At 58.3% G+C, this 25,357-nt stretch carries 25 protein-coding genes; 5 read left to right on the forward strand and 20 right to left on the reverse strand.

The window, feature by feature from the left end; all coding sequences use genetic code 11:
- Positions 1-8: 8 nt before the first annotated feature.
- From glgX to asd, 3 genes are all read right to left on the reverse strand, one after another.
- Positions 9-1,991, reverse strand: coding sequence for a glycogen debranching protein GlgX (gene glgX, locus ACUW6V_RS11335; RefSeq protein WP_454038364.1), 1,983 nt, complete (start codon positions 1,989-1,991; stop codon positions 9-11).
- Positions 1,978-4,173: a 1,4-alpha-glucan branching enzyme gene (gene glgB / locus ACUW6V_RS11340; protein ID WP_004388018.1), complete on the reverse strand. Its 2,196-nt coding sequence runs from the start codon at positions 4,171-4,173 to the stop codon at positions 1,978-1,980. Before glgB ends, glgX begins: the two co-directional genes overlap by 14 nt.
- 266 nt (positions 4,174-4,439) lie before the next feature.
- Positions 4,440-5,546: an aspartate-semialdehyde dehydrogenase gene (gene asd / locus ACUW6V_RS11345; RefSeq protein ID WP_007871679.1), complete on the reverse strand. Its 1,107-nt coding sequence runs from the start codon at positions 5,544-5,546 to the stop codon at positions 4,440-4,442.
- A gap of 168 nt (positions 5,547-5,714) precedes the next feature.
- Here asd and ACUW6V_RS11350 point away from each other — a divergent pair, with 168 nt between their 5' ends.
- The 3 genes from ACUW6V_RS11350 to ACUW6V_RS11360 are packed head-to-tail and all read left to right on the forward strand — an operon-like array spanning position 5,715 to position 7,369.
- Positions 5,715-6,308, forward strand: a complete 594-nt coding sequence (locus ACUW6V_RS11350) for a YhgN family NAAT transporter (protein WP_004388017.1) — start codon at positions 5,715-5,717, stop codon at positions 6,306-6,308.
- Positions 6,309-6,359: 51 nt separating this feature from the next.
- A complete protein-coding gene (locus ACUW6V_RS11355; protein WP_029464281.1) occupies positions 6,360-6,623 on the forward strand; it encodes a hypothetical protein in 264 nt (87 codons plus the stop codon).
- Positions 6,620-7,369: a Fic/DOC family protein gene (locus ACUW6V_RS11360; protein ID WP_454038365.1), complete on the forward strand. Its 750-nt coding sequence runs from the start codon at positions 6,620-6,622 to the stop codon at positions 7,367-7,369. Before ACUW6V_RS11355 ends, ACUW6V_RS11360 begins: the two co-directional genes overlap by 4 nt.
- Before the next feature lie 37 nt (positions 7,370-7,406).
- Here ACUW6V_RS11360 and gntU read toward each other — a convergent pair whose 3' ends face one another.
- The 5 genes from gntU to ACUW6V_RS11385 form a co-directional block, all read right to left on the reverse strand.
- Positions 7,407-8,747 carry a gluconate transporter gene (gntU, locus tag ACUW6V_RS11365; protein WP_014727889.1) on the reverse strand — a complete coding sequence of 447 codons (1,341 nt, stop codon included), beginning with the start codon at positions 8,745-8,747 and terminating at the stop codon, positions 7,407-7,409.
- A 3-nt stretch (positions 8,748-8,750) separates the two neighbouring features.
- Complete coding sequence (gene gntK / locus ACUW6V_RS11370; protein WP_007899862.1) at positions 8,751-9,278, reverse strand: gluconokinase; 528 nt, start codon at positions 9,276-9,278, stop codon at positions 8,751-8,753.
- A 141-nt stretch (positions 9,279-9,419) separates the two neighbouring features.
- Positions 9,420-10,415: a gluconate operon transcriptional repressor GntR gene (gene gntR / locus ACUW6V_RS11375; RefSeq protein WP_007765042.1), complete on the reverse strand. Its 996-nt coding sequence runs from the start codon at positions 10,413-10,415 to the stop codon at positions 9,420-9,422.
- Positions 10,416-10,519: 104 nt separating this feature from the next.
- A complete protein-coding gene (locus ACUW6V_RS11380) occupies positions 10,520-11,215 on the reverse strand; it encodes a pirin family protein (protein WP_004388011.1) in 696 nt (231 codons plus the stop codon).
- A 121-nt stretch (positions 11,216-11,336) separates the two neighbouring features.
- Positions 11,337-12,377, reverse strand: coding sequence for an oxidoreductase (locus ACUW6V_RS11385; RefSeq protein WP_454038366.1), 1,041 nt, complete (start codon positions 12,375-12,377; stop codon positions 11,337-11,339).
- A gap of 309 nt (positions 12,378-12,686) precedes the next feature.
- On the opposite strand from ACUW6V_RS11385, the gene yhhY reads away from it, so the two are divergent.
- On the forward strand, positions 12,687-13,184 hold the full coding sequence (gene yhhY / locus ACUW6V_RS11390; protein WP_004388009.1) for an N-acetyltransferase: 498 nt from the start codon (positions 12,687-12,689) through the stop codon (positions 13,182-13,184).
- Positions 13,185-13,328: 144 nt separating this feature from the next.
- Here yhhY and ggt read toward each other — a convergent pair whose 3' ends face one another.
- Positions 13,329-15,095 carry a gamma-glutamyltransferase gene (gene ggt / locus ACUW6V_RS11395; protein ID WP_151451079.1) on the reverse strand — a complete coding sequence of 589 codons (1,767 nt, stop codon included), beginning with the start codon at positions 15,093-15,095 and terminating at the stop codon, positions 13,329-13,331.
- Between the two features lie 125 nt (positions 15,096-15,220).
- Between ggt and ACUW6V_RS11400 the strand changes: the two genes are divergently transcribed.
- The gene (locus ACUW6V_RS11400; RefSeq protein ID WP_007796830.1) at positions 15,221-15,688 is read left to right on the forward strand and encodes a DUF2756 family protein; all 468 of its coding nucleotides are present in this window, start codon (positions 15,221-15,223) and stop codon (positions 15,686-15,688) included.
- On the opposite strand, the gene ugpQ is transcribed toward ACUW6V_RS11400, so the two are convergent.
- From ugpQ to livH, 11 genes are all read right to left on the reverse strand, one after another.
- Entirely contained in the window at positions 15,685-16,425 is a 741-nt protein-coding gene (ugpQ, locus tag ACUW6V_RS11405; RefSeq protein WP_454038367.1) for a glycerophosphodiester phosphodiesterase, read from the reverse strand. The genes ACUW6V_RS11400 and ugpQ overlap by 4 nt on opposite strands.
- Entirely contained in the window at positions 16,422-17,495 is a 1,074-nt protein-coding gene (locus ACUW6V_RS11410; RefSeq protein WP_004388004.1) for a sn-glycerol-3-phosphate import ATP-binding protein UgpC, read from the reverse strand. Before ACUW6V_RS11410 ends, ugpQ begins: the two co-directional genes overlap by 4 nt.
- A 1-nt stretch (position 17,496) precedes the next feature.
- Positions 17,497-18,342, reverse strand: a complete 846-nt coding sequence (gene ugpE, locus ACUW6V_RS11415; protein ID WP_007852757.1) for a sn-glycerol-3-phosphate ABC transporter permease UgpE — start codon at positions 18,340-18,342, stop codon at positions 17,497-17,499.
- The gene (gene ugpA, locus ACUW6V_RS11420) at positions 18,339-19,226 is read right to left on the reverse strand and encodes a sn-glycerol-3-phosphate ABC transporter permease UgpA (RefSeq protein WP_004388002.1); all 888 of its coding nucleotides are present in this window, start codon (positions 19,224-19,226) and stop codon (positions 18,339-18,341) included. The genes ugpE and ugpA overlap by 4 nt, the downstream gene beginning before the upstream one ends.
- 223 nt (positions 19,227-19,449) lie before the next feature.
- On the reverse strand, positions 19,450-20,769 hold the full coding sequence (gene ugpB, locus ACUW6V_RS11425) for a sn-glycerol-3-phosphate ABC transporter substrate-binding protein UgpB (RefSeq protein ID WP_454038368.1): 1,320 nt from the start codon (positions 20,767-20,769) through the stop codon (positions 19,450-19,452).
- A gap of 170 nt (positions 20,770-20,939) precedes the next feature.
- Positions 20,940-21,308: a type II toxin-antitoxin system death-on-curing family toxin gene (locus tag ACUW6V_RS11430; RefSeq protein WP_097584468.1), complete on the reverse strand. Its 369-nt coding sequence runs from the start codon at positions 21,306-21,308 to the stop codon at positions 20,940-20,942.
- On the reverse strand, positions 21,308-21,529 hold the full coding sequence (locus ACUW6V_RS11435) for a type II toxin-antitoxin system Phd/YefM family antitoxin (protein ID WP_012126355.1): 222 nt from the start codon (positions 21,527-21,529) through the stop codon (positions 21,308-21,310). The genes ACUW6V_RS11430 and ACUW6V_RS11435 overlap by 1 nt, the downstream gene beginning before the upstream one ends.
- A gap of 137 nt (positions 21,530-21,666) precedes the next feature.
- Positions 21,667-22,380 (reverse strand): high-affinity branched-chain amino acid ABC transporter ATP-binding protein LivF, encoded by a 714-nt coding sequence (gene livF / locus ACUW6V_RS11440; protein WP_063265758.1) that lies wholly within the window; start codon positions 22,378-22,380, stop codon positions 21,667-21,669.
- A 1-nt stretch (position 22,381) separates the two neighbouring features.
- The gene (gene livG / locus ACUW6V_RS11445; RefSeq protein WP_007778908.1) at positions 22,382-23,149 is read right to left on the reverse strand and encodes a high-affinity branched-chain amino acid ABC transporter ATP-binding protein LivG; all 768 of its coding nucleotides are present in this window, start codon (positions 23,147-23,149) and stop codon (positions 22,382-22,384) included.
- A complete protein-coding gene (locus ACUW6V_RS11450; RefSeq protein WP_105578581.1) occupies positions 23,146-24,426 on the reverse strand; it encodes a high-affinity branched-chain amino acid ABC transporter permease LivM in 1,281 nt (426 codons plus the stop codon). Before ACUW6V_RS11450 ends, livG begins: the two co-directional genes overlap by 4 nt.
- Positions 24,423-25,349, reverse strand: coding sequence for a high-affinity branched-chain amino acid ABC transporter permease LivH (livH, locus tag ACUW6V_RS11455; protein WP_004384851.1), 927 nt, complete (start codon positions 25,347-25,349; stop codon positions 24,423-24,425). The genes ACUW6V_RS11450 and livH overlap by 4 nt, the downstream gene beginning before the upstream one ends.
- Positions 25,350-25,357: the final 8 nt, after the last annotated feature.

Consider the following 25,357-nt stretch of genomic DNA (forward strand, 5'->3'; position numbering starts at 1 on the left):
ACTCCTGTTTATGACTTCCGGAAGACGCACACACCGTGCGCAGGCCCATGCCATACAGCCATGACAACCGGATTATCCTCTCCGGCAAATGGAGGAACGGCGCGCCATTCCCCTTCAGGTAATACGATCTCGCTTACTTCATCGCGGCCGTTAAGGGTAACAAGCCAGCGATCGGACAAGAGGATTTGCAGCTGGCGTGCGCCGCTGTGCCACTCCTCGGGTCGCATCGGCGCGCCTGCGGCGTTCAGCCAGCGGACGTTGCCGTCGTTCTCTTCCCACCACCGTGACGCGGTGAGCGCCGGGATCTGTCTGCGCAGGCGAATCAGCGCCGCGGTATACGCGACAAGCCCTTCGTCCGCCTGCGACCAGTCAAACCAGGTCAGTTCGTTATCCTGGCAATACGCGTTGTTATTGCCATGCTGGCTGTGGCCCTGTTCATCGCCCGCCAGCAGCATCGGCGTGCCCTGCGACAGCAGCAGCGAGGCCAGCAGCGCATGCGTGGTCGCACGCCGCGCGTCCTGAACGCTCTGCCCGCCGCCCAGGCCCTCATAACCGTGATTATTGCTGTGGTTTTCCCACGCGCCGTCGCGGTTATCCTCGCCGTTCGCTTCGTTATGCTTGCCGTTAAACGACACGCAGTCGCGCAGCGTAAAACCGTCATGCGCCGTCACCAGATTGACGCACGCCCACGGCTCACGGCCGTTTCTGCGGTATACATCCGCCGACGCGGCGACGCGCGTAGCGACTTCGCCCACATCCAGCTCGCTTCGCAGCCAGAAGCGGCGCATATCGTCGCGAAAGCGGTCGTTCCACTCGGCGAACGGCGGCGGATAGTTGCCCACCTGATAGCCGCCGGGGCCGATATCCCACGGCTCAACGATAAGCTTCGCCGCGGACAGCGACCGGTCGCGGCGCATCGCCTCAAAAAGCGGCGCATCCTGACGAAATTCCGGCGTGCGGCCCATGACCGTCGCCAGATCGAACCGGAAACCGTCAACGTGGCACTGCTCCACCCAGAATTTCAGGCAGCCCAGGGCATAATCCACCACCGCCGGATGGCTCAGGTTCAGCGTGTTACCGCAGCCGGTCCAGTTGTGATAATCGCCGTCGTCCTGTATCCAATAATAGCTACGGTTATCAATTCCGCGCAGGGAGAAGGTCGGTCCTTCGAGATCCAGTTCGGCGCTGTGGTTAAGCACCACATCGAGAATGACCTCGATACCCGCTTTATGCAGCGCTTTGACGGCGTCGCGAAATTCATTGAGCGCCGCCTGCGGCGCGGGCTGCGAGGCGTAACGCGTCTCAATGGCCCACAGCGCCAGCGGGTTGTAGCCCCAGTAGTTAGCGAGGCCGAGACGTTGCAGCCGAGGCTCGCTACAGAATTTCGCAACAGGTTGTAACTCCAGCGCCGTAATGCCGAGCCGCTGGAACCAGGCGATCATCGCCGGGTGGCCGAGCGCCGCATAGGTACCGCGCAGGGCAGGCGGAATGTCCGGGTGCAGGCGCGTCAAACCGCGCACGTGCGCCTCGTAAATCACCGTCTCGCCCCAGGCGATGTTGGGCGGCGCGTCGTCTTCCCAGTCGTAGCGGTCATCCATCACGACCGATTTCGGCATCGCGTCGCGGTTGTCACGCGGGTCCGGCGTGTCGATGCCGCCGTACAGGCGCGGATCGTCGATAACATCGCCCTCCACGCCGCGAGCGCATGGATCGAGCAGCAGTTTCGCCGGGTTAAAGCGGTGGCCCTGCGCCGGGTTCCACGGGCCATGCACGCGGTAGCCATAGCGCAGGCCAAAACGCGCGCCCGGCAGATAACCGTGCCAGACGTCGCCGCTACGCGCAGGCAGCGCGTAACGCGTTTCGTTGCCGCTTGCATCAAACAGGCACAGCTCCACCTTTTCCGCATGCGCGGAAAACAGCGTGAAATTCACGCCCGCGCCGTCAAACCAGGCGCCAGGCGGAGCGGAATGGCCTGCGTTAAGCTGCATCATCTGCCTCTCTGACCAGCCAGATAGTGGCAAGCGGCGGCAGCGTCAGGGAGAGCGAGTTGTCGCGCCCATGGCTGGCGATGGCCTCGCTGCGCACCTTGCCGCCGTTCCCGGCGTTGCTGCCATGATAGTGCTGCGAATCCGTATTCAGGATTTCGCGCCACTCGCCCGGCTGGTTAATGCCAAAGCGATAGTTATGGCGCACTACCGGCGTGAAGTTACTGGCGACAATGATTTCATTGCCCTGCGAATCGCGACGCACGAAGATAAATACCGAGTTCTGGTTATCCTCTACCACTAACCATTCGAAGCCATAAGGATCGAAATCAAGTTCATGCAGCGCTTTGTGGTGGCGATATGTGGAATTGAGATCGCGCACCAGTCTTTGCACGCCGTGGTGCCAGTTGTCGTCGCCTTCCAGCAGATGCCAGTCGAGGCTGGCGTCGTGGTTCCACTCGCGCCCCTGCGCAAACTCGTTGCCCATGAACAGCAGTTTTTTACCCGGGAAGCCCCACATCCACGCGTAGTAGGCGCGCAGGTTGGCGAATTTCTGCCAGGCGTCGCCAGGCATACGGTCGAGAATCGATTTTTTGCCATGCACCACTTCGTCATGCGACAGCGGCAGGACAAAGTTTTCGGTGTAGTTGTAAATCATCCCGAAGGTCATTTTGTGGTGATGGTACTGGCGGTAGACCGGATCGAGCTTCATGTAATCGAGCGTGTCGTGCATCCAGCCCAGATTCCACTTGTACCAGAAGCCAAGCCCGCCCGATTCCGGCGGCCGTGAGACGCCAGGGAAATCGGTGGACTCTTCCGCCATCGTCACCGCGCCGTTGACCTGCTCGCCGATAATGCGGTTGGTGTTGCGCAGAAACTCCATCGCCTCCAGGTTTTCGCGCCCGCCGTACTGGTTCGGGATCCACTCGCCTTCTTTGCGGCTGTAGTCGCGATAAATCATTGAGGCGACGGCGTCCACACGCAGCGCGTCGATACCGAAACGCTCCGTCCAGTAGAGCGCGTTGCCCACCAGGAAGTTGCTCACTTCGCGGCGGCCATAGTTGTAGATAAGCGTGTTCCAGTCCTGGTGATAGCCTTCGCGCGGGTCGCTGTGCTCATAGAGCGCCGTGCCGTCAAAATTCGCCAGCGCGAAATCATCGGACGGGAAGTGGCCCGGCACCCAGTCGAGAATAACGTTCAGCCCCGCGGCGTGCGCGGCGTTGATGAAATAGCGGAACTCTTCGCGCGTGCCGAAACGGCGCGTCGGCGCGTACAGCCCGGTCGGCTGATAGCCCCAGCTGCCGTCGAACGGGTGTTCGTTAACCGGCAACAGTTCGATATGGGTAAAGCCCATCCACTTTACATACGGGATCAGCTGGTCAGCCAGCTCGCGGTAGCTTAGCCAGAAATTGTTATCGGTATGGCGACGCCATGAACCCAGATGCACTTCGTAAATCGAGATCGGCGCATCGAAGCGGTTAGCATCCTGACGCGCCGTGTTCGGCTCGACTTTTTCCGGCAGGCCGCAGATAAGCGACGCGGTATCCGGGCGCATCTGCGCCTCAAACGCATACGGGTCGGATTTCATGCGCAAATGGCCGTTCGCGTCGATCATTTCATATTTGTAGAGCTGACCGTTGTGCGCGCCGGGGATGAAGAGTTCCCAGATGCCGCTCTCTTTACGCAGACGCATCGGGTGGCGGCGGCCATCCCAGTAGTTGAACTGCCCCACCACGGAGACACGCTGCGCGTTGGGTGCCCAGACGGAAAAGCGCGTGCCGGTGACGCCGTCCATCGTATCCGGGTGCGCGCCGAGCGTTTCATAAGGACGTAAATGTGTGCCTTCGGAAAGCAGCCAGACATCCAGCTCCTGAAGCAGCGGCCCGAAGCGATACGGGTCATCAATCAGATTTTGCTGCCCGTGCCAGACCACGGCCAGTTGATAGCGAAAAGGATTTTTACGACGCGGCATCACGCCGCTGAAAAAACCGCGAGAATCCAGACACTCAAGCTTGCCCACTTTACGCCCGGTCTTGGGTTCGATGACCCAGACTTCAGTAGCGTCGGGAAGCAGCGCACGGACTTCGATCCCGGCGTCGGTGGTGTGCATGCCCAGAACGGAGAAAGGATCCGAAAAATGGCCCGCAATCAGCGCATTAATCACGTCTCTTGAGACACGATCAGACATGGTTATCATCCTGTTTATTTGGTGTCGCCCCATTCCAGCCTTACGCCTTCGCGTCCGGTAGCGACACTCTTAATGACCTGAACGGGCAGAGCCTGAAGCATTCCTGCGGCTGTGCCGTTCCACCTGGAAGTATGACGAGTAGGACTCGTCTTATGCTAAGCATAGCCAGGGGATTCTGTTCCCCCTCAGAAAATATGAAACATTCGTCTTTTCTTTAGTGACGGACATTAAAAAAGAGCGCCGGAGCGCTCTTTTATTAAGGTTATTTACGCCAGCTGACGCAGCATACGCCGCAGCGGCTCGGCAGCGCCCCACAGAAGCTGATCGCCGACGGTAAACGCCGAGAGATACTCCGGCCCCATGTTGAGCTTACGCAGGCGTCCGACCGGCGTGCTGAGCGTGCCGGTGACCGCCGCAGGCGTTAATTCACGTACGGTAATATCGCGGTCGTTCGGCACCACTTTCACCCAGTCGTTATGGCCCGCCAGCAGCGATTCAATGGTGGCAATCGAGACATCTTTTTTCAGCTTCAGCGTAAACGCCTGACTGTGGCAGCGCAGCGCGCCGATACGCACGCACAGGCCATCTACAGGAATGGTTGATGACGTGCCGAGGATTTTGTTGGTCTCCGCCTGGCCTTTCCACTCTTCGCGGCTCTGGCCGTTATCGAGCTGTTTGTCGATCCACGGGATAAGCCCGCCCGCCAGCGGTACGCCGAAATTATCCACCGGCAGTTCGCCGCTGCGGGTAAGCTGCGTGACTTTGCGTTCGATATCGAGAATGGCGGAAGCCGGGTCGGCGAGTTCCGCCGCCACGTGCTGTTGCAGCAGGCCCATCTGGGTCAGCAGTTCGCGCATATGGCGCGCGCCGCCGCCGGACGCCGCCTGGTATGTGGCGACAGACACCCACTCCACCAGGTTTTCCGCAAACAGGCCGCCCAGCGACATCAGCATCAGGCTAACAGTGCAGTTGCCGCCAACAAAGGTTTTCACGCCTTTATTCAGCCCGTCGGTGATCACATGCTGGTTAACCGGGTCGAGAATGATAATGGCGTCATCTTTCATACGCAGCGAGGACGCCGCGTCAATCCAGTAGCCCTGCCAGCCGCTTTCACGGAGCTTTGGATAGATTTCGTTGGTATAATCGCCGCCCTGGCAGGTCACGATAATGTCCAGCGCCTTCAGCGCTTCCAGATTGTAAGCATCCTGAAGCGTGCCGCCGCCCTGTGCGCCAAAGGTGGGCGCGGGCTGGCCAAGCTGGGAAGTAGAGAAAAAGACAGGACGAATGGCGTCAAAATCGCGCTCTTCCACCATGCGTTGCATGAGTACAGAGCCGACCATACCGCGCCAGCCGATAAAACCAACATTTTTCATAACCCGTGTTCCTGCGAGATGTGCTTTGTGTGCGTGCCGGGAGAACCCCGGAGATACTTTCACCATACAAAATGCAGCTAAAGTGGCAAGTGAAATTAATCAATGATCGCCTGAACATCAGAAACAGAGCTAATCAGGCGTCACGTTTACCGTTATCAGGACGCTTTTATGAATGACATTCTCTCCGCCGCCGTCCTGCTGATCCTGATTATGGATCCGCTGGGCAACCTGCCGATTTTTATGTCGGTGCTCAAGCATACCGAGCCGAAACGCCGTCGGGCGATTATGGTACGCGAGCTGTTTATCGCGCTGCTGCTGATGCTTATTTTCCTGTTCGCGGGCGAGAAGATCCTGGCGTTCCTGAATCTGCGCGCCGAAACCGTCTCTATCTCCGGCGGCATTATTCTGTTCCTTATCGCTATCAAGATGATTTTCCCGAGCCACGAAGGCAACAGCACTGGCCTTCCCGCCGGTGAAGAACCGTTTATCGTGCCGCTGGCGATCCCGCTGGTCGCAGGCCCAACGCTGCTCGCGACGCTGATGCTGCTGTCGCACCAGTACCCGAACCAGATGGGGCATTTAGTCATCGCGCTGCTGCTCGCCTGGGGCGGCACATTTGTCATCCTGTTGCAGTCTTCGCTCTTTTTACGGCTGCTCGGCGAGAAAGGCGTCAACGCGCTGGAGCGCCTGATGGGGCTGGTGCTGGTGATGCTCGCCACCCAGATGTTCCTGGATGGCATCCGGGCGTGGATGAAGGGTTAGGAACCCCAAACGCGATGTGCTAAAATTTGTACAATACCGGAGGTAATTTTTATGCCGAAAAATGCGTCTCCCAGCGTTGCCAGCAAGGTTCGCCACCTTGCTGCTGTTCATAATATTTCAGCCAGTTGTGACAGTACGAGCCGTATGGCGACGGCGATTACCCGTCTCGCTGGCGATACGGTGGTTCTTGATAACGTCGAGCAACTGCTTGTTAATCTCAAAAGAAAAGGCGTGCTGACTAAAGCCGAAAGCCTGTCACTGCAGGCGGATTATCTGGAAGAAAAGCGTCAGTCTACAAGGAAAGTGCGTGCGTGATCTTCGATCCTTTTGGTGACTTCGAAACGGCGGGTTACTTACAAAATACCTTCGGGTTGAAAAACCCTGCTGACGTTAAGCAATCCGAGCATTTCGTTTTTGAACTGGGAATCGAAGAAGCGCTCCAGTTTCTGGCTGAGCAAGCCACCCTTGATTACGCTGCTATTTTAAAGGTTCACGAGATCCTTTTTTCAGGCTTCTATCCCTGGGCAGGTCACGATCGCCATGAGCTTGCCCCCGATCTCGCCATATTTAAAGGAAGCGCGGAAAATCCCCGCCATACGGTTTTTGCGCATCCGAAAGAGATTAAACGTGCCGTCGATTATGCATTGCAATTAGCCTCTGACAGTAAGCGGTTCAGGAAACGGCCGGGGGAAGTGATGGGCGTCCTGGCGCTGGCGCATCCTTTTCTTGACGGTAATGGCAGAACGCTTTTGCTGTTCTATATGGAACTCTCTTACCGTGCGGGTTTTTCTATAGACTGGTCCAGAACCCACAAAGATGATTACCTGAGCGCGCTGAGTGCTGAAATTGACGCCCCGAGCAAAGGCTGTCTTGATGGCTATTTACAACCCTTTGTCGTGGATATTTCCAGCCGCGATGAATGGCCTGAAATGATTGGCGGCACTAAAGGACTGGACGGTCTGGATAAAGAAAATATTACCTATCAGAGTCTGTACAATCCTGACATTCAAAATCTCTATCTGACGAGAAAGTACTACTTTTCCGAAAACAGCGAAAAATAAAAAAGGCTTCCTACGGGAAGCCTTTTTTGTTGATGATTCAGGAAAGCAGCGTAAATGCAATCATCCCGACAATCGCGCCGGTGGTGCCGAGCAGCGTTTCCATCATCGTCCAGGTTTTCAGCGTTTGCGCTTCGGTGGCGCCGGTGAACTTACCGAACAGCCAGAAACCGGCGTCGTTGACGTGGCTTACCACAATCGAGCCGCCTGCGATGCAGATAGACAGCGCGGCAAGCTGCGCGCCGGAGAAGTGCAGTTGTTCGATAACCGGCATTACCAGGCCTACCGCCGTCAGGCAGGCGACGGTCGCGGAGCCCTGAATAATGCGCACCGCGGCAGCCAGCACAAAGCAGGTCAGCGCAATCGGCAGGCCCATGCCGGTCAGCGCACCGCCGAGCGCCGGGCCAACGCCAGAATCCACCAGCACCTGTTTGAACACGCCGCCTGCGCCAATCACCAGCAGAATAATGCCCGCCGGTTGCAGCGCCTGGCCGCAGATCGCCATGACTTTCTCTTTTTCCATGCCCTGACGGCGCGCCAGGCCGTATATCGCCACCAGACAGGCGACCAGGATCGCGGTAAACGGATGGCCGATAAACTGCAGCCATTCGTAGAGCGTCGAACCTTGCTCGGTAAAACGCGCGGCGATGGTTTTCAGGCCCACCAGCACCAGCGGCAGCAGAATGAGCGAGAGGCTGAAGCCGAAAGACGGCAGCTTGCCTTCGCCGAGGTGCGGCTCGCTGATGTCGTCAGGCGTATAGAGCTCGACATAACGGCTGATGAAATTACCGAAAAGCGGCCCGGCGATCAGCATGCCGGGGATGGCCGCGCACAGACCAATTAAAATCATCCAGCCGAAATCGGCATGCATCTGCGAGGCGAGCAGCATTGGCGCAGGCCCCGGCAGCAGAAACGCCGCGGCGGCCGCGACGCCCGCAAACAGCGGGATCACAAGCTTCACAAGATTGGTGCCGGTGTGGCGCGCCATAGAGAACGCAACGCTAATCAAGAGCACAATCGCCACTTCGAAAAACAGCGGCAGCGCGCAAATCAGGCCCGCGAGCCCAATGGCGTAATGCGCGCGGCTGTGGCCAAAAGATTTCAGCATTTTGACGGCAATCTGATCGACCGCGCCGGTTTCATGCAGAATTTTGCCGAACATTGCGCCCAGCGCCACTACCACCGCCAGAAAGCCGAGCGTGCCGCCCATGCCTTTTTCCATCGTGGCGGCGATTTTATCGAGCGGCATGCCGGAGAAAAGCCCGGCCCCGATGGAAACCACCATCAGCGCGACAAAGGCGTGCATGCGCGCCTTCATCACCAGGAACAGCAGAAGCAAAACGGACCCTACTGCCGTTAAAACGAGGGTTAATGTATTCACGACTTACTCGCCTTTGTTGATAAGCGCGATCGTGCTGTCGATAACGTCGTCGAGCGACGGGTTGATATCCACAATCAGCACATCTTTTTCGTCTTCCTGCGGGGCTTCCAGCGCCTCGAACTGCGTCACCAGCATTTGCGGCTTAAAGAAGTGCCCTTTGCGCGCGCGCAGGCGGCTTTCGATCACTTCATAATCGCCTTTCAGCCAGATGAAAGAGAGGTTCGGGTTGCCGCTGCGCAGAATATCGCGATAGCGTTTTTTCAGCGCCGAGCAGACGATGAGCGACACTTTGTTGGTGCGCTGCATGGCGAAAGCGGCGTCGTTGAGCGCCTGCAACCACGGCGTGCGGTCGTCATCGTTAAGCGGATCGCCCGCCGCCATTTTCATAATATTGCGGCGCGGATGCAGAAAGTCGCCATCGAGAAACGCGGCTTTCAGACGATGCGCGACTTCGCTGGCGACAACGGATTTCCCGCTGCCGGAAACGCCCATCAGGATATAAATATGGTGATCATGATTGGTCGTGCTCATTGCAGTACTCCCCTGGCAAAGGCATTACGGATAATGTTACGGGTAACTGTTAACGGTAACATTGTCTGGCTCACACTGAAAATTAGCAATTTCCGCAGGTGCTCAGCATGAATAAGTGTGAGCCAGTTCAAATTTGTGGGATTAAATCGAGCCGCCTGGCGAGAGGGTAAAACCGAGATCGAGCATTTGCGGCGTAACGGTTTCGCCACGAATGCGCGCCAGCAAACGCTCCGCGCCGATGCGTCCCATACGCTCGCGCGGCGTGAGCACGCTGGCGAGCTGCGGCTCCATCACCTGGCCGATATCGTGGCCGTGAAAACCGGCAATCGCCATATCGTCAGGAATGCGCAACCCCAGACGCTGGCACTCGAACGCGGCGCCAATCGCGAGATCGTCATTGGTGCAGAAGATACTGTCGAGTTGCGGATACTCCCGGCGCGCCTGGCGCAGCAGTTCGCTGCCGGTCGAGAAAGACGAAGAGTGCTCCACCATCACGCTGTAAGGCGTGAGGCCCGCGTCGAGCATCGCCTGCTCGTAGCCCTTCTGTTTCATGATGGTGCGCTCGTCGAGACGCGCGCCGAGATACGCCACGTGGCGGTGGCCGCGCGCGATGATGGCCGCCGTCATCTGGCGGGCGGCGTCGAAGTTATCAAACCCCACGGCGATATCCAGACACGGCGAGACGCTGTCCATCAGCTCCACCACCGGAATGCCCGCCACTTCAATCATCTTGAGGGTGCGCGGCGTGTGGTTGCGCTCGGTTAAAATCAGGCCGTCGATATTCCAGGAGAGCATCGATTCCAGGCGCTCCTCTTCCAGCTCCGGCTTGTAGCCGTAGTGGGCGAGCATGGTCTGGTAGCCGTGCGCGTCAATGACGCTTTCGATACCGCGTAAGACTTCGGCGAAAACCTGGTTGGTCAGAGAAGGCAGCAGCACGCCGATGGCGCGGCTGGTTGCATTGGAGAGAATATCCGGCGCGCGGTTGGGAATGTAGCCAAGCTCATCCAGCGCCGCCGCGATTTTACTGCGCAGCGCCAGCGAGACTTGCTCGGGGTTGCGCAGGTAGCGGCTGATGGTCATTTTGGTCACGCCGACGCGATCGGCCACATCCTGAAGTACCGGTCTTCTCTTTTTCATCGTCCTGAAGGGGGGATAAGGTCATGGGTAATAACCAGTTTATCACGGACGCGCAACAACCTTCCCCTGTTTAGAGGAAGGTTGCGAGAGAGGTTCAGGATTTATCAGACCGGCGGCAGATCGAACAGCAGGATTTCGCTGTCGCTGTCGGCGTGGATTGCAAGCGTCGCTTCATCCCAGATGGCCAGACCGTCGCTGGTGGTCGCGCGGGTGCCGTTAATGGTCACATCGCCCTTCACAACCTGGATCCAGACGCGGCGACCAGCGGCGGGCGCATACTCACCGTCTTCGCCATTCAGCAATGCCCAGCGCGACAGTTCCATATCCTGATGCACTTTCAGCGAGCCGTCGCGGGCATCCGGCGACAGAACCAGCTGGCGGCCCTGGGCGGCGTCAAAGCGGCGCTGCTCGTAGCGCGGCTCAATGCCGTTTTCAGACGGAATAATCCAGATCTGGTACAGGCGCAGACGCTCGGTGGCGCTCGGGTTGTACTCCGAGTGGCGCACGCCGGTCCCGGCGCTCATTATCTGGAATTCCCCGGCAGGCACCTGCTCTTTGTTGCCCATGCTGTCCTGATGTTCCACCGCGCCTTCCAGCACGTAGGTCAGGATTTCCATGTCTTTATGCGGGTGCGTACCGAACCCCTGGCCTGCGTCGATCACGTCGTCGTTAATCACCCGCAGGGCGGAAAAGCCCATGAAATTTGGGTCGTAATAGTTAGCGAACGAGAAGGTGTGCCAGGAATCCAGCCAGCCGTGGTTGGCGTGGCCGCGGTCTTGTGCTTTGCGTAAATAGATCATCGTGTACCCCCTTAGCGATTTGATGGGGTAAGTGTGGACCTGTTACGTCCGCGATCATAGAGGGTGAAAATTGACTCCTCTGTTCAAATTTTGTGAACAAGAACAGAGGAGCCGACAGGCCTTATTTCGCAAGGGTTACGGTAGCGGGAGACGCCTGCTCGAAACCGCGTTCGAGGATCTCAAGGTTCGTGAGCACATCAGATTCTCTGACGTAATTTGGCACGCCGTTGACGAGCGTATCATAGAGCGCGTCATAGACGCGGCCATAGTCGCCCACCTCCGGTTTAATCTCTTCGCGCACCGTTTCGCCCTGCGCGTTGACATACTCCAGATGTCCGATGCTCTCATCCGCCGCAAAGCCGGGTTCGCCCGGCATAATTCCGGCTTTCAGGCTGGTCTCCTGCTGGTCGATACCATATTTGATAAACGAGCCCTTTTTGCCGTGAACGATAAATTTCGGGTAGTCGATTTTGACGTAGTGGCTGGTTTTGACGATGGCTTTCAGATCGCCATAAAACAGCTGCGCCTCAAAGGTATCGTCCGGGTTCGCTTTGTTGCGCAGGCTGCGGATGTCATAGCTGACGTGATCGGGGCGGCCAAACAGCGAGATAATCTGATCCATCGTATGCACGCCGAGCCCGAAAAACATGCCGTCTTCCGGCAGTCCCGGTTTGGTTTCCGCTTCAGGCCGGTAGTAGTCGAAATGGCTTTCAATTTCGACAATCTCGCCCAGCTTGCCGCTCTCAATCACTTTACGTGCGGTAAGAAAACACGAATCAAAGCGGCGGTTCTGATACGGCGTGACCACAAGCCCTTTGCTCCTCGCCAGATCCAGCAGCAGACGCGCATCCGCGACGCTTGTCGTGAATGGTTTCTCCACCAGCACGTTTTTCCCGGCTTCCAGCGCACGCTTCGCATAGTCAAAGTGGCTGTCGGCATGCGTGCAGATCACCACCAGTTTTACCGAGTCATCGTTCAGGATGTCATCCAGATCGCTCGTAAAGTGAATGTGCTGATAACGCGGGTGGCTTTCCAGCTCCGGTTTGGGGTGACGGCGGAAGATATGCGCGACGTGAAACGTCGCTTTGCGGTGTAAAACGTAGGGAAGATGGTAGCGGGTGGTGCTTTTGCCAAAACCAATAAAAGCGCAATTTATCGTCATTGCCCGGTCCTTTTTAAGAGTAACAGATGGCATTAACCATAGATTACCAGGCAAAAAAAAAGCCAGCACCCGGCTGGCTAAGAAATACTGGAAGCAATGTGAGCAATGTCGTGCTTTCAGGATGATCCGTTGGGGTTCCCCCTGAACGCATGACAATAATAATCATTATCATTCGCATGTGTCCAGCCTTTTTTGAAAAAAATTTAGGAATTGACCCGCAGGAAAAAACCCTTGATGTTGAAGATTATTTCGTAGGGCGGGTAAACCACGCGCCCTCGCCTTTCAACCGTCGACCACAGGGAGCACGTCATGAATGAAATCGTCGTAAGACATGCGGAAGCAGAAGATGCGCAGGCGTTGCAGCAGATCCACACGATGTCGGAAGTCATCTACAACACGCTGCAAATTCCGCATCCGTCGCTCGCGATGTGGCGTGAGCGGCTCGGCGCGCCGCAGCCGGGGCGTCGTCAGTTGGTGGCGTGTATGGATGGCGAGGTCGTCGGGCATCTGGCCTTAACGGTGGAGCAAAACCCGCGCCGCAGCCATGTGGCGACCTTCGGGATGAGCGTTCACCCTGGCTGGCGTAACCGCGGCGTGGCGTCGGCGCTGATGCGCGAAATGGTTAATCTGTGCGATAACTGGCTGCGCATCGAGCGAATCGAACTGACGGTGTTTGTCGATAATGCGCCGGCGCTGGCGGTGTACCGTAAATTCGGGTTTGAGACAGAGGGCACCGGCAAGCGTTACGGCCTGCGCAACGGCGAGTATGTGGACGCGTATTTTATGGCGCGGATGAAGGCGGGTTAACGGTTCCTGCGCCGTTTACAGGACACAACATGGCGGGTGCGCATGGCTTACCCGCCCTACACGGGGATATGCAAATTTGTAGGGTGGGTCACCCACCATTTACATGACGCCCTCACCATTTACAGGGCGCGACACGGCGCTACCTTAATACCCCGCCGTTAAATCATCGACGCTGCGCGGGTCGGACGCGCCGTAAAGCGCCCCGTCCGGGCCAATCATAATGCTCTGGGTGCTGCCCATCGCCTCTTTCACCGCCACGTTCTGCCCTTTCTCACGCAACAGCTTCAGCGTATCCGGGCTAAAGCCCTTCTCCACCCGCAGCTCATCCGGTAGCCACTGGTGATGGAATCGCGGCGCGTTGGTGGCTTCCGCCACGTTCATGCCGTAATCAATCGTGTTCACCACCATCTGCAATACGGTGGTGATAATGCGGCTGCCGCCGGGGCTGCCGGTTACCAGCCATGTCTTACCGTCTTTGACGACAATCGTCGGCGACATCGACGACAGCGGGCGTTTCTTCGGCCCCACCGCGTTCGCATCGCCGCCTACCAGGCCATAGACGTTTGGCGTGCCCGGTTTGGCGGAGAAATCATCCATCTGGTTATTCATCAGAATGCCGGTGTCGCCCGCCACAATGCCGCTGCCGAAGGTCGTGTTAAGCGTATAAGTCACCGCCACCGCATTGCCGTCTTTATCGACGACCGAAAAATGCGTGGTCTGGTTACTCTCATAAGGCGCGAGATTGCCCGGTTTAATCTCCTTCGACGGCCGCGCTTTATTGATATCAATTTGCTGCGCCAGCGATTTCGCGTAGGCCTTGCTGGTCAGCGCCTGCCACGGCACCTTCACGAAATCCGGATCGCCCAGATACTCGGAGCGGTCGGCGTAGGCGTATTTTTCCGCCTCGGCCATAATCTGCATCGCGTCGGCGCTGCCGAAGCCATATTTATGCAGGTCGAAATTCTCAAGAATATTGAGGATCTGCACGATGTGGATCCCGCCCGACGACGGCGGCGGCATCGAATAGACCTGATAACCGCGGTAGTCGCCGCTCACAGGCGTGCGCTCCACCGCTTTGTAATTCGCCAGATCGGCTTTGGTGATAAGCCCGCCGTTTTTCGCCATCTCATCGGCTATCTGGTCGGCAATCGGGCCCTTATAGAAGGCGTCCGGGCCATCTTTAGCGATAAGCTCCAGGCTCTTTGCAAGATTCGCCTGCACCAGTTTGTCGCCCTTCTGGTAGGGATTACCGTCCTGCTTCCAGAAAATCGCCTTGCTGGCCGGGTGGTTCGGGAGCGTCTCCACGCCGTAGGTTTTTAAATCGATAGCGAGCGCGTCGTTGACCGTAAAGCCGTCGCGCGCAAGTGCAATGGCGGGCTGAATGACTTTATCGAGCGGCATCGTGCCATATTTTTGCAGCGCCAGCGCAAAGCCTGCGACGCTGCCCGGCGTACCGGAGGCGAGATGCGACGTGAGCGATTTTTTGCTGTCGGCGTTGCCCTGCGCGTCGAGGAACATATCGCGCGTGGCTTTCTCCGGCGCCATTTCGCGAAAATCGATCGCCGTCACTTTGTCATCTTTAGTGCGCAGCATCATAAAGCCGCCGCCGCCAAGATTACCGGCCTGCGGATGCGTCACCGCCAGCGCGAAGCCCACCGCGACCGCCGCATCCACCGCGTTACCGCCCTGCTTTAGCACATCGACGCCCACCTGCGTCGCTGCCGCGTCCACCGAGGCGACCATGCCGTGTTCGGCCCGCACCGGATGGAAGACATCTTCTTCCACGCCATAAGAGACCGGCGCTGGCGCAGGGGCTGAAACCGGCGGCGGCGCAGCCCCCGCCGTTAAACAAAAGGTGACCGCCAGCGCCGCTATCACGCTCTGGCGTACGGTTTTCCACTGCATCATCATTATTGTTCTCCGCTTATTATCCGGGACGCTCCCCGCAATAAGTCTGGTTCACAACTCTTAAAAGATCATCGTGCCGGCACAGAGGAGGTAAACTGAAAAGATCTTCCACAGGGGAGGGAAACACCATGAAACGCTATTTACTGATTGCCGCAGCGCTTCCGCTGGCGGCGCTTGCCCAACCGATCAACGTCATCAACAACCCAAACCAGCCGGGGTATGTGAACCCCAGCCAGCAGCGTTTGCAGACGCAAATGCAAAGCCAGCAGCTTCAGCAGAAGGGGATGCTCAATCAGCAGATCCAGACGCAAAGCCGCTTGCAACAGCAGCAGTTGCAGACCCAGATGAACAACAACGTCGAGCGTATTCAGCAGAACCAGCCGGGAATGCTGAACCCGCAGAGAGAACAGGTGCTGCCGAACACCAATGGCGGCATGCTCAACAGCAGCAGCGGAAGTTCGCAGCACATGCTCAACAGCAACGGCGCGACGCTGAACAGCACACAGCAGACGCACATGATTGAACAACGTCAGAATGGCGATATGCTGCGCCAGAACGGCACCACGCTGAATACGCAGGGTAGCGTCGCGCCTTAAGCGCGAAAATCCGGCCCGATCTCATCAATCGCATCGGTACAGATGCAGTCCACGCCCCAGGCGAGCAACTCCAGCGCGCGCCGGGGCGAATTCACGGTATAAACCAGAATACGCAAACCGGCGTCTTTCAGTTGCATGACGCGCGCCTGATCCAAAAGCTTATGGTTCAGGTGAATGGAGACGCAGCCGAGACGCGTGGTCAGCGCCTGCCAGTCGTCGCGCCATTCGTCCAGCAGCAGCCCGCGCGGCAGTTCCGGCACGGCCTGCTGTGCCGCTTCCAGCGCCTCGATGGAAAACGACGAGAGCAGCGGCGCGGTCATGTCGCGCCAGAGTGCGCGCGCGGCCAGCGCCACCACGCGCCCGGTGTCGGCATCGGTGCCGGTCGTCGGTTTGATTTCGATATTCGCCATCATGCGGTGCTCGCGGCAGCGCTGCGCCACGTCGCTCAGCAGCGCCAGTTTCTCGCCTTTAAACGCGCTGCTAAACCAGCTACCGGCGTCCACTTTCAGCAGCTCATCCCAGTTCAGTTCGCCCGCCACACCCCAGCCGTTGCTGGTGCGCTCCAGCGTGTCGTCATGCAGCAGGAAAATCTGGCCGTCTTTCGTGAGTTTGACGTCAAATTCAATCATGGCGTGGCCCAGGCGCGCGCCGGTTTCAATCGCCGCCAGCGTGTTTTCCGGCGCCAGTCGGCCGCCGCCGCGGTGGGCGACGATGGGAGGATATGGCCAGTTGCTCATAAACGTTGTCCTGTTTCACCGTCAAAAAAGTGCAGATGATTTTCCGGCAGGTGCAGCCACAGCTGGCTGCCCGGCTGCGGACGCTCCTGATGCGCCAGGCGCGCCACCACTTTCTGGCTGCCCCAGCGGCCATGCGCGAGGTTATCCGCGCCCAGCATCTCCAGCGTATCGAGCGGCAGCGGCACGCCGCCTGCGGCCTGTGAGCTTAGCGCAATATGTTCCGGGCGGATACCCAGCGTCACCTTGCGCCCGGCGAGCGTTTTATGCAGCCGCCCGAGCGGCAGGGAAAGCCCGCCGTCAACGTCAAAATGGGTGCCTTCGGCATTCACTCGCCCTTCCAGCAGGTTCATCGCCGGGCTGCCGATAAAGCTCGCCACAAAGCGGCTGGCGGGTTTTTCGTAGACGTCCACCGGCGTGCCTATCTGCTCCGCCACGCCTTTGTTCATCACCATCACGCGCTGGGCGAGCGTCATCGCTTCGACCTGATCGTGCGTTACATACAGCGAGGTGGTGCGCAGGCGGCGGTGAAGCTGTTGCAGCTCAAGGCGCATCTGCACGCGCAGTTTGGCGTCGAGGTTTGACAGCGGCTCATCGAAGAGGAACACCGCCGGATCGCGCACGATGGCGCGGCCCATCGCCACGCGCTGGCGCTGGCCGCCGGAGAGCTCACGCGGGCGGCGTTTTAACAGCCCGTCGAGCTCCAGAATGCGCGCCGCTTCTTTAACGCGCTCGGCGATGTGCGCTTTGCCCATGCCGCGAATTTTCAGGCCCCAGGCCATGTTCTCTTCGACATTCATATGCGGGTAGAGCGCGTAGTTCTGGAAGACCATCGCGATGCCGCGCTCTTTCGGCTCCATCTCGGTGACGCGCTGGCGGTCTATCCAGATATCGCCGCTACTCACGCGCTCAAGCCCGGCCACCATACGCAACAGCGTCGATTTGCCGCAGCCGGACGGACCGACCATCACGATAAATTCGCCATCTGCGACGTCCACCGTCAGCGGCTGAATAACCTGCGTTTTGCCGTTGTCCCAGCTTTTGGTGACTGCCTGTAATTTGAGTCCTGCCATCTTATTTCTCGCTATCCACCAGCCCGCGAACAAACGCGCGCTGCATCACTAAAACAATCACCACCGGCGGGATAAGCGTCAGCAGCATCGCCGCCATCACCTGATTCCACTGCGTGCTGCCCTCGCCCACCGAAATCATGCCTTTAATGCCCGCCACCGCCGTGCCGAGCGACGGATCGCTGATAATCAGCAGCGGCCAGAGATACTGGTTCCAGCCGTAGATAAACGTAATGACGAACAGCGCCGCGAGGTTGGTTTTCGAGAGCGGCAGCACGATATCGCGGAAAAACCGCATCGGCGACGCGCCGTCGATACGCGCCGCTTCCATCAGTTCGTCAGGCAGCGTCATAAAGAACTGGCGGAACAGAAAGGTGGCGGTGGCGGACGCCATCAGCGGCAGCGTCAGGCCGGTGTAACTGTCCATCATCTTCAGGTTGGCTATCACTTCCACCGTCGGGAAAATGCGCACTTCCACCGGCAGCATCAGCGTAATAAAAATCATCCAGAAGAAGAGGTTACGCAGCGGAAAGCGAAACCAGACGATAGCGAACGCCGAGAGCATCGACACCGCGATTTTCCCGACGGTAATGCTGAACGCCATGATGAAACTGTTCAGCAGCATCAGCCAGAACGGCGCGCTGTTAGCCCCGACGCCGTTAATCCAAATATCTTTCAGGTTTTCCCACAGGTGCGTACCGGGGATAAGCGTCATCGGCGTGGCGAACACGGCCTGGTTATCGAGCGTCGCCGCGACAAACGCCACATAGAGCGGAAAGAGAATGGCGGCGATGCCGAGGATCAAAAGGGTATGGCTGAAAATTGTCAGCCCCGGGCGGTTTTCAATCATTGGTAACGCACCTTACTTTCCACATAGCGGAACTGCACCACGGTGAGGATGATCACCAGCACCATCAGCACCACCGACTGCGCGGCGGAGGTGGAGAGATCGAGCCCGGCGAACCCTTCGCGGTAAATCTTGTAAATCAGCGTAGTGGTAGCCTGCACCGGCCCGCCCGCGGTGGCGGCGTCGATAACCGGGAAGGTGTCGAAAAAGGCATAGACCAGATTTACCACCAGCAGGAAAAAGCTCACCGGCGCGATAAGCGGCAGCGACAGTTTAAAGAAGCGGCGCACCGGGCCTGCGCCGTCGATGGCGGCGGCCTCCACCAGCGAGCGCGGGATCGACTGCAACGCGGCGAAGAAAAACAGAAAGTTGTAGCTGATCTGCTTCCAGACTGAGGCGAAGACCACCAGGAACATTGCCTGGCCGCTGTTTTGCGAGTGGTTCCAGTAGTAACCCATCTGCTCAAGCACATGGGTAATAAGCCCGCGTCCGGGGTTAAAGAGGAAAATCCACAGCACGGCGGCGATGGCGGGCGCGACGGCGTAAGGCAGCAGCATCAGCGTCTGGTAAAAACGGCTGCCGCGCACCACGTAATCCACAAGCGCCGCGAAAAACAGCGATATCAGCAGGCCGCTGATGGTCACCAGCGCGCTGAATTTTATGGTGGTCCAGAAGGAATCCAGGTAGTAGCTGTCGTGAAACAGCTGGGTAAAATTCGCGAGCCCGACAAACTGGCTGGAAAGCCCGAACGGATCGATGCTCTGTACGGAGTACCAGAGCGCCTCGCCCGCAGGCCAGATAAAAAAGATGACGGTGATAATCAGCTGCGGCGCCAGTAATGCATACGGCAGCCAGCCTGAACGAAACACCGGACGGGATGATGACATAAAGAAACGCTTTCCTGAAAAATGCCGGGTGCGGCTGCGCCTTACCCGGCCTACTAATCTGGTGCTGTGTAGGGCGGGTAAGCGCAGCGCACCCGCCGCCCGAAACAACACCCGCCGCGCCAGCCCGCTACCAGCGGTACGATTTCTGGTCCCGTGTAGGGCGGGTAAGCGAAGCGCACCCGCCGTTCGAAACGACACCCGCCGCGCCAGCGCGCTTACAGCGTTACGATTTCGTTGACTGCTCGAAACGGCGCAACAGCTGATTACCACGCTCAACGGCGGAATCCAGCGCCTGCTGCGGAGTTTTCTTGCCGGTCCAGACGCTTTCCAGCTCCTCGTCAACCACGGTGCGGATCTGCGGCATATTGCCCAGACGCAGCCCTTTGGTGAACGGCAACGGCGGCTTGTTCAGCATCTGACGCGTCGCGATATCCGCGCCCGGGTTCTTCTCATAGAAGCCCTGCTGACGGGTCAGATCGTAAGCAGCTTTGGTGATAGGCAGATAACCGGTTTTCTGGTGCCATTCGGCCGCGATTTCCGGCTGCGCGAGGAAGTTCAGGAACTCCGCCACGCCTTTGTACATCTCTTTATTTTTGCCCTGCATCACCCACAGGCTCGCCCCGCCGATAATGGCGTTCTGCGGCGCGCCTTTCACGTCGGCGTCGTAGGGCATCATACCCACGCCGTAATTGAATTTGGCGTAGTGGCGGATATCTGCGAGCGAACCGGAAGAGGCCGTGGTGATAGCGCAATCGCCGTTGTAGAACTTCTCGGTAGACTCATCCTTGCGCCCGAAATAGCTGAAATCGCCCTTCTTGTTCAGTTCTTCAAGCAGGGCGATATGTTTCACCTGCTCCGGCTTGTTGAATTCCAGCACCGCGTCAGCGCCGTCAAAGCCGTTGTTTTTGGTGGCGACCGGCAGGCCATGCCAGGCGCTGAAGTTTTCAATCTGGATCCAGCCCTGCCAGCCGCTGGCGTAGCCGCACTTCATGCCAGAGGCTTTCAGCTTCGCGGTATAGGCTGCGAGATCCTGCCAGGTTTTCGGCGGCTGCTCAGGGTCTAAGCCCGCTTTTTTGAACGCGTCTTTGTTGTAATAGAGCACAGGCGTGGAGCTATTGAACGGCTGGGAGAGCAGATGGCCGCTTTTCGCGTCGGTGTAGTAACCGGCAACCGTCGGCACAAACTGCGACTCATCGAATTTAATGCCAGCATCGTTGAACACTTCGTACACAGGCTTAATGGCTTTGGACGCCATCATGGTGGCGGTACCTACTTCGTAAACCTGCAAAATCGCGGGCGCGTTGCCGGTACGGAAAGCGGCGATCCCGGCCGCGAGGCTCTGCTCGTAGTTACCTTTGTAGACCGGCTCGATTTTGTACTCCGGGTGCGCCTCGTTAAACCGCTGCGCCAGTGAATTCACCTCTTTACCCAGTTCGCCTTCCATCGAATGCCAGAACGGAATGGTAGTGGCGGCCATCGCCTGGCTGCTCAGCGCCCATCCCAGAGCCACACAAATTGCTGTACGTCGTAACGAAGCTGTCATGTCTGTTATCTCTCTGATTATGCGTCGTTTGAGATGCGCGAAATCACGCGTTTTATGCTCGCGAGCTAACATGACATGCGCGTATGACAGAAAAATAACTGGATAATGACAAGATGGTGACGCGAAAGCGGCAGAGAAATGACGCGCCGGTGATGGTCTGATGACGTGAGTTAAGCGCGAAGCTGGGCAGCAATCTCTTCCAGCGTCAGACGCCCTGCCGCCGCGTTGACGGTCATCTCAACAAAAGCCGGATTTGCCGCCACATCAATACCGTTTCGCTTAAGAAACAACAGTGTAATGAATAGCGCCGTACGTTTGTTACCGTCGTTAAAAATATGGCCGCGCGCAATCGCCAGCAAATGCATGGCGGCCAGCAGCCAGATATCGTTAACGCCCTCATACTCATATTTATTGAGCACGCGGTACATCAGCGCTTCGGCCCGCCCTGGATCAGGCATACCGGTAACGCCCGGCGTGACCTGCAACAGACGGTCATGGAAACGGACTATCTCTTCCGCTGAGATAAAATGAATCGTCATTATTTATCCGCAAGCTCCCTGATTTCATTACCGTGCACAGCCATGATCTCCGCAAATTCCGCGTCCAGCTTCGCGGCCTGATAACGCTCGAATTCTTCTGCGCTAATGATCACCGCTGATTTATGGCCACGGCGGGTAATGGTGACTGGCCTACCGGCCGCCGCTGATTCCAGCGCAGAAGCCAACTGTTGTCTCGCTTCGCTATAGTTCATGGTACGCATACGCCCTCCTTTAAGGTACAAGTTAATTGTACAACTAAGACGTACATAAAACAAAAGCCGGGCGGCGAAAATGCCTTGCCCGGCTTAAATATGGCGTGTGCCCGGCATGCATTACGCCGCCGGGCCGTACAGGTGAATCAACCGCCCAGATACGCGCTGCGCACCGCTTCGTTGGCGAGCAGCGCCTCGCCGGTGTCTTCCAGCACCACGTGACCGTTCTCCAGCACATAGCCGCGATCGGCGAGCTTCAGCGCCTGGTTGGCGTTCTGCTCGACCAGGAAAATCGTCATCCCTTCTTTGCGCAGCTGTTCGATGGTGTCGAAAATCTGCTGGATGATAATGGGTGCCAGGCCAAGCGACGGCTCGTCAAGCAGCAGCAGACGCGGCTGGCTCATCAGCGCGCGACCAATCGCCAGCATCTGCTGTTCGCCGCCGGACATCGTACCGGCGCGCTGGATGCGGCGCTCGTGCAGGCGCGGGAAGAGATCGTACACGCGCTGAATGCGCTCCTGATACTGCGTGCGATCGGCAAAGAAGCCGCCCATCGCCAGGTTCTCCTCCACCGTCATGCGGGAAAAGACCCGGCGGCCTTCCGGCACAATCGCCACCGCCTCGCGCATGATTTTCGCGGTCTGCCAGTCGGTAATGTCTTTACCATCAAAGACGATTTTCCCGGTGCTCGCGCGCGGATCGCCGCACAGCGTGCCGAGCAGCGTGGTTTTACCGGCGCCGTTCGCGCCGATCAGGGTGACGATTTCGCCCTGGCGGATATGCAGGCTGACCTCATGCAGCGCCTGGATTTTGCCGTAGTGCGCGCTCACCCTGTCAAAAGATAACATCACGTTTTCCATCTTATGCCTCACCCAGGTATGCGCGAATCACGTCAGGGTTGTTGCGGATCTGCTCCGGCGTGCCGTTGGCAAGCGGCGTCCCCTGGTTTACCACGTAAATACGGTCCGAAATGCCCATCACCAGTTTCATGTCGTGCTCAATCAGCAGAATGGTCGTGTTGTGATGGTTGCGCAGCTCCACGATAAGCTCGTCCAGCTCTTTGGTCTCTTTCGGGTTCAGGCCCGCCGCCGGTTCGTCGAGCATCAGGATCGCAGGCTGCGTCACCATGCAGCGGGCAATCTCCAGACGGCGCTGGTCGCCATACGCCAGGTTGCCCGCCTGCCGGTTGGCGTGCTGCAAGAGATTGATACGCTCAAGCCAGGTGGCGGCGCGATCGAGCGCTTCGCTGTGCGCGCGGCGAAACGCCGGGGTTTTCAGCAGGCCCGAAAACAGCCCGGATTTTAACTGCTGATGTTGCGCCACCAGCAGGTTTTCAATCACCGTCATTTCACGGAACAGACGTACGTGCTGGAAGGTGCGCACCACGCCCATCCGGGCGATCTGCTGGCCTGGCAGGCCTTCGAGATGCTGGTCGCGCAGCATAATGGTGCCGCCGGTCGGTTTATAAAAACCCGTCAGGCAGTTAAACACCGTGGTTTTACCGGCCCCGTTCGGGCCAATCAGCGAGACGATTTCACGCTCGCGCAGCTCAAGAGAGACATTGTTGACGGCAAGCAGGCCGCCAAAGCGCATCATCAGGCCGCTGACGGATAATAAAGGCTGACTCATGCCTGCTCTCCTTTACTGCTCACACCATTTTTCAGTTTCAGCTGCGGGCGCGTCATGGGCAGCAATCCTTGCGGACGCCAGATCATCATCAGCACCATCAGGCCGCCCAGCACCAGCATGCTGTATTCGTTCAAATCACGCATCAGCTCGCGCGAGACCACCAGCAGGATAGCCGCCAGGATCACCGCGAACTGCGAGCCCATGCCGCCCAGCACCACAATCGCCAGCACGAATGCCGATTCCGCGAAAGTGAACGATTCCGGGCTGACAAAACCCTGGCGCGCCGCGAACAGCGTTCCGGCGAAACCCGCGAACGCGGCGCTGATGGTAAACGCGGTCAGCTTGATGCGCGTCGGGTTCAGGCCGAGCGAACGGCAGGCGATCTCATCCTCACGTAGCGCTTCCCAGGCGCGGCCGAGCGGCATACGCAGCAGGCGGTTAATGACAAACAGCGAGAACACCACCAGCAGCAACGCCACCAGATAGAGCCAAATCACGCGGTCGCTCGGGTCATATTTCACGCCAAAGAAATTACTGAAGGTATCCCAGCCGCCTTCGCGCGCGGTGCGGCTGAATTCCAGGCCGAAGAAGGTCGGTTTCGGGATCTGGCTGATGCCGTTCGGGCCGCCGGTAATCTCCGTGTTATTCAGCAGCAGAATACGCACGATTTCGCCAAAGCCTAAGGTCACGATCGCCAGATAGTCACCGCGCAGGCGCAGCACCGGGAAGCCGAGCAGGAAACCGGCGGCGGCAGCCACCAGGCCCGCCAGCGGCAGACAGGTCCAGAAGCCCAGCCCGTAGTAGTGGTTCAGCAGCGCGAAGGTATAAGCGCCGATGGCATAAAAACCGCCATAGCCGAGCACCAGCAGGCCGGAAAGCCCCACCACCACGTTCAGGCCGAGGCCCAGAATCACGTAAATCATGGTCAGCGTGGCGATATCCACCGTTCCGCGCGACACCATAAACGGCCACGCCACGGCAACAACGAGCAGCGCCAGCAGGAACAGCTTCTGTTTCACCGTCGAGCCGTCAATCGCCGGCAGAATAAATTTCGGCCCGGAGACGTTTTTCAGGCCCTTCTGGAACAGCGGACGTAAAAGCTGGAATAAAAAGACCACGCCGGTGCCGATGGCAATCCACTCCCAGCGAATGCTGTCGGCGGTATCGACCACAAGACGCGTACCGTCCAGCTCCAGCTGAACGCCCATAAAAATCCCGGCCAGCAGGAAGAACATGGCGGCGGCCAGCAGCGCCGCCATAAAATGCATCGGTTTCATACTTTTTCTACCTCCGGGCGACCCAGAATACCGGTCGGCATCACCAGCAAGACGCCGATCAACAGGGCAAACGACACCACATCTTTATATTCCGTGCTCAGGTACGCCGAGCAGAGCGATTCGGTGACGCCCAGAATCAGGCCGCCAATCATCGCGCCCGGAATACTGCCGATGCCGCCCAGCACCGCCGCGGTGAAGGCTTTCATCCCGGCCATAAAGCCGATGTAGGGGTTAATCACGCCATAGAACTGGCCGAGCAGCACGCCCGCCACCGCCGCCATCGCCGCGCCAATCACAAAGGTCAGCGCGATAACGCGGTCGGTGTTGATGCCAAGCAGGCTCGCCATTTTCAGATCTTCAGCGCAGGCGCGGCAGGCGCGACCCATGCGGGAGTAACGGATAAACAGCGTGAGCGCGAGCATCGCGATAAAGGTCACGACCCAGATAACCAGCTGCATGGTGGTGATGCTGGCCGCGAAGTTTTCGCTGCTGCCGATGGTCCACTGGCCGTTAAAGAGGCTCGGGAGTGCGACGTCGCGCGAGCCCTGCGTCAGGCTGACGTAGTTTTGCAGGAAGATAGACATCCCGATGGCGGAGATCAGCGCAATCAGGCGTTTGGAGCTGCGCACGGGGCGATACGCCACGCGCTCGATGCTCCAGCCGTAGGCGCTGGAGACGACAATCGCGCCGATAAATGCGGCACCAACCAGCAGCCAGCTGGCGTCAATGCCCATCATCATTAGCGCGGCGATGATCATAAATGACACGTAGCTGCCAATCATATACACCTCGCCGTGGGCGAAGTTGATCATGCCGATAATGCCGTAAACCATGGTGTAACCGATGGCGATCAGCGCGTAAGTACTGCCCAGCGTGACGCCGTTAAACATCTGCTGCAGAAAATAGAGAAACTGCTCGGACATAACGTAAC

This window comes from Cronobacter sp. 153480017-3 (assembly GCF_053627815.1).

Coding starts and splice junctions, on each gene's coding strand:
- yhhY (WP_004388009.1), top strand. CDS start 12,687: ATGAATGAAATCGTCGTAAGACATGCGGAAGCAGAAGATGCGCAGGCG.
- ACUW6V_RS11385 (WP_454038366.1), bottom strand. CDS start 12,377: ATGACGATAAATTGCGCTTTTATTGGTTTTGGCAAAAGCACCACCCGC.
- ACUW6V_RS11350 (WP_004388017.1), top strand. CDS start 5,715: ATGAATGACATTCTCTCCGCCGCCGTCCTGCTGATCCTGATTATGGAT.
- ACUW6V_RS11400 (WP_007796830.1), top strand. CDS start 15,221: ATGAAACGCTATTTACTGATTGCCGCAGCGCTTCCGCTGGCGGCGCTT.
- ACUW6V_RS11380 (WP_004388011.1), bottom strand. CDS start 11,215: ATGATCTATTTACGCAAAGCACAAGACCGCGGCCACGCCAACCACGGC.
- ugpA (WP_004388002.1), bottom strand. CDS start 19,226: ATGTCATCATCCCGTCCGGTGTTTCGTTCAGGCTGGCTGCCGTATGCA.
- ggt (WP_151451079.1), bottom strand. CDS start 15,095: ATGATGATGCAGTGGAAAACCGTACGCCAGAGCGTGATAGCGGCGCTG.
- ACUW6V_RS11355 (WP_029464281.1), top strand. CDS start 6,360: ATGCCGAAAAATGCGTCTCCCAGCGTTGCCAGCAAGGTTCGCCACCTT.
- asd (WP_007871679.1), bottom strand. CDS start 5,546: ATGAAAAATGTTGGTTTTATCGGCTGGCGCGGTATGGTCGGCTCTGTA.
- glgB (WP_004388018.1), bottom strand. CDS start 4,173: ATGTCTGATCGTGTCTCAAGAGACGTGATTAATGCGCTGATTGCGGGC.
- ACUW6V_RS11435 (WP_012126355.1), bottom strand. CDS start 21,529: ATGCGTACCATGAACTATAGCGAAGCGAGACAACAGTTGGCTTCTGCG.
- livH (WP_004384851.1), bottom strand. CDS start 25,349: ATGTCCGAGCAGTTTCTCTATTTTCTGCAGCAGATGTTTAACGGCGTC.
- gntR (WP_007765042.1), bottom strand. CDS start 10,415: ATGAAAAAGAGAAGACCGGTACTTCAGGATGTGGCCGATCGCGTCGGC.
- gntK (WP_007899862.1), bottom strand. CDS start 9,278: ATGAGCACGACCAATCATGATCACCATATTTATATCCTGATGGGCGTT.
- ACUW6V_RS11430 (WP_097584468.1), bottom strand. CDS start 21,308: ATGACGATTCATTTTATCTCAGCGGAAGAGATAGTCCGTTTCCATGAC.
- ACUW6V_RS11450 (WP_105578581.1), bottom strand. CDS start 24,426: ATGAAACCGATGCATTTTATGGCGGCGCTGCTGGCCGCCGCCATGTTC.
- glgX (WP_454038364.1), bottom strand. CDS start 1,991: ATGATGCAGCTTAACGCAGGCCATTCCGCTCCGCCTGGCGCCTGGTTT.
- ugpE (WP_007852757.1), bottom strand. CDS start 18,342: ATGATTGAAAACCGCCCGGGGCTGACAATTTTCAGCCATACCCTTTTG.
- livG (WP_007778908.1), bottom strand. CDS start 23,149: ATGAGTCAGCCTTTATTATCCGTCAGCGGCCTGATGATGCGCTTTGGC.
- ugpB (WP_454038368.1), bottom strand. CDS start 20,769: ATGACAGCTTCGTTACGACGTACAGCAATTTGTGTGGCTCTGGGATGG.
- ACUW6V_RS11410 (WP_004388004.1), bottom strand. CDS start 17,495: ATGGCAGGACTCAAATTACAGGCAGTCACCAAAAGCTGGGACAACGGC.
- livF (WP_063265758.1), bottom strand. CDS start 22,380: ATGGAAAACGTGATGTTATCTTTTGACAGGGTGAGCGCGCACTACGGC.
- ugpQ (WP_454038367.1), bottom strand. CDS start 16,425: ATGAGCAACTGGCCATATCCTCCCATCGTCGCCCACCGCGGCGGCGGC.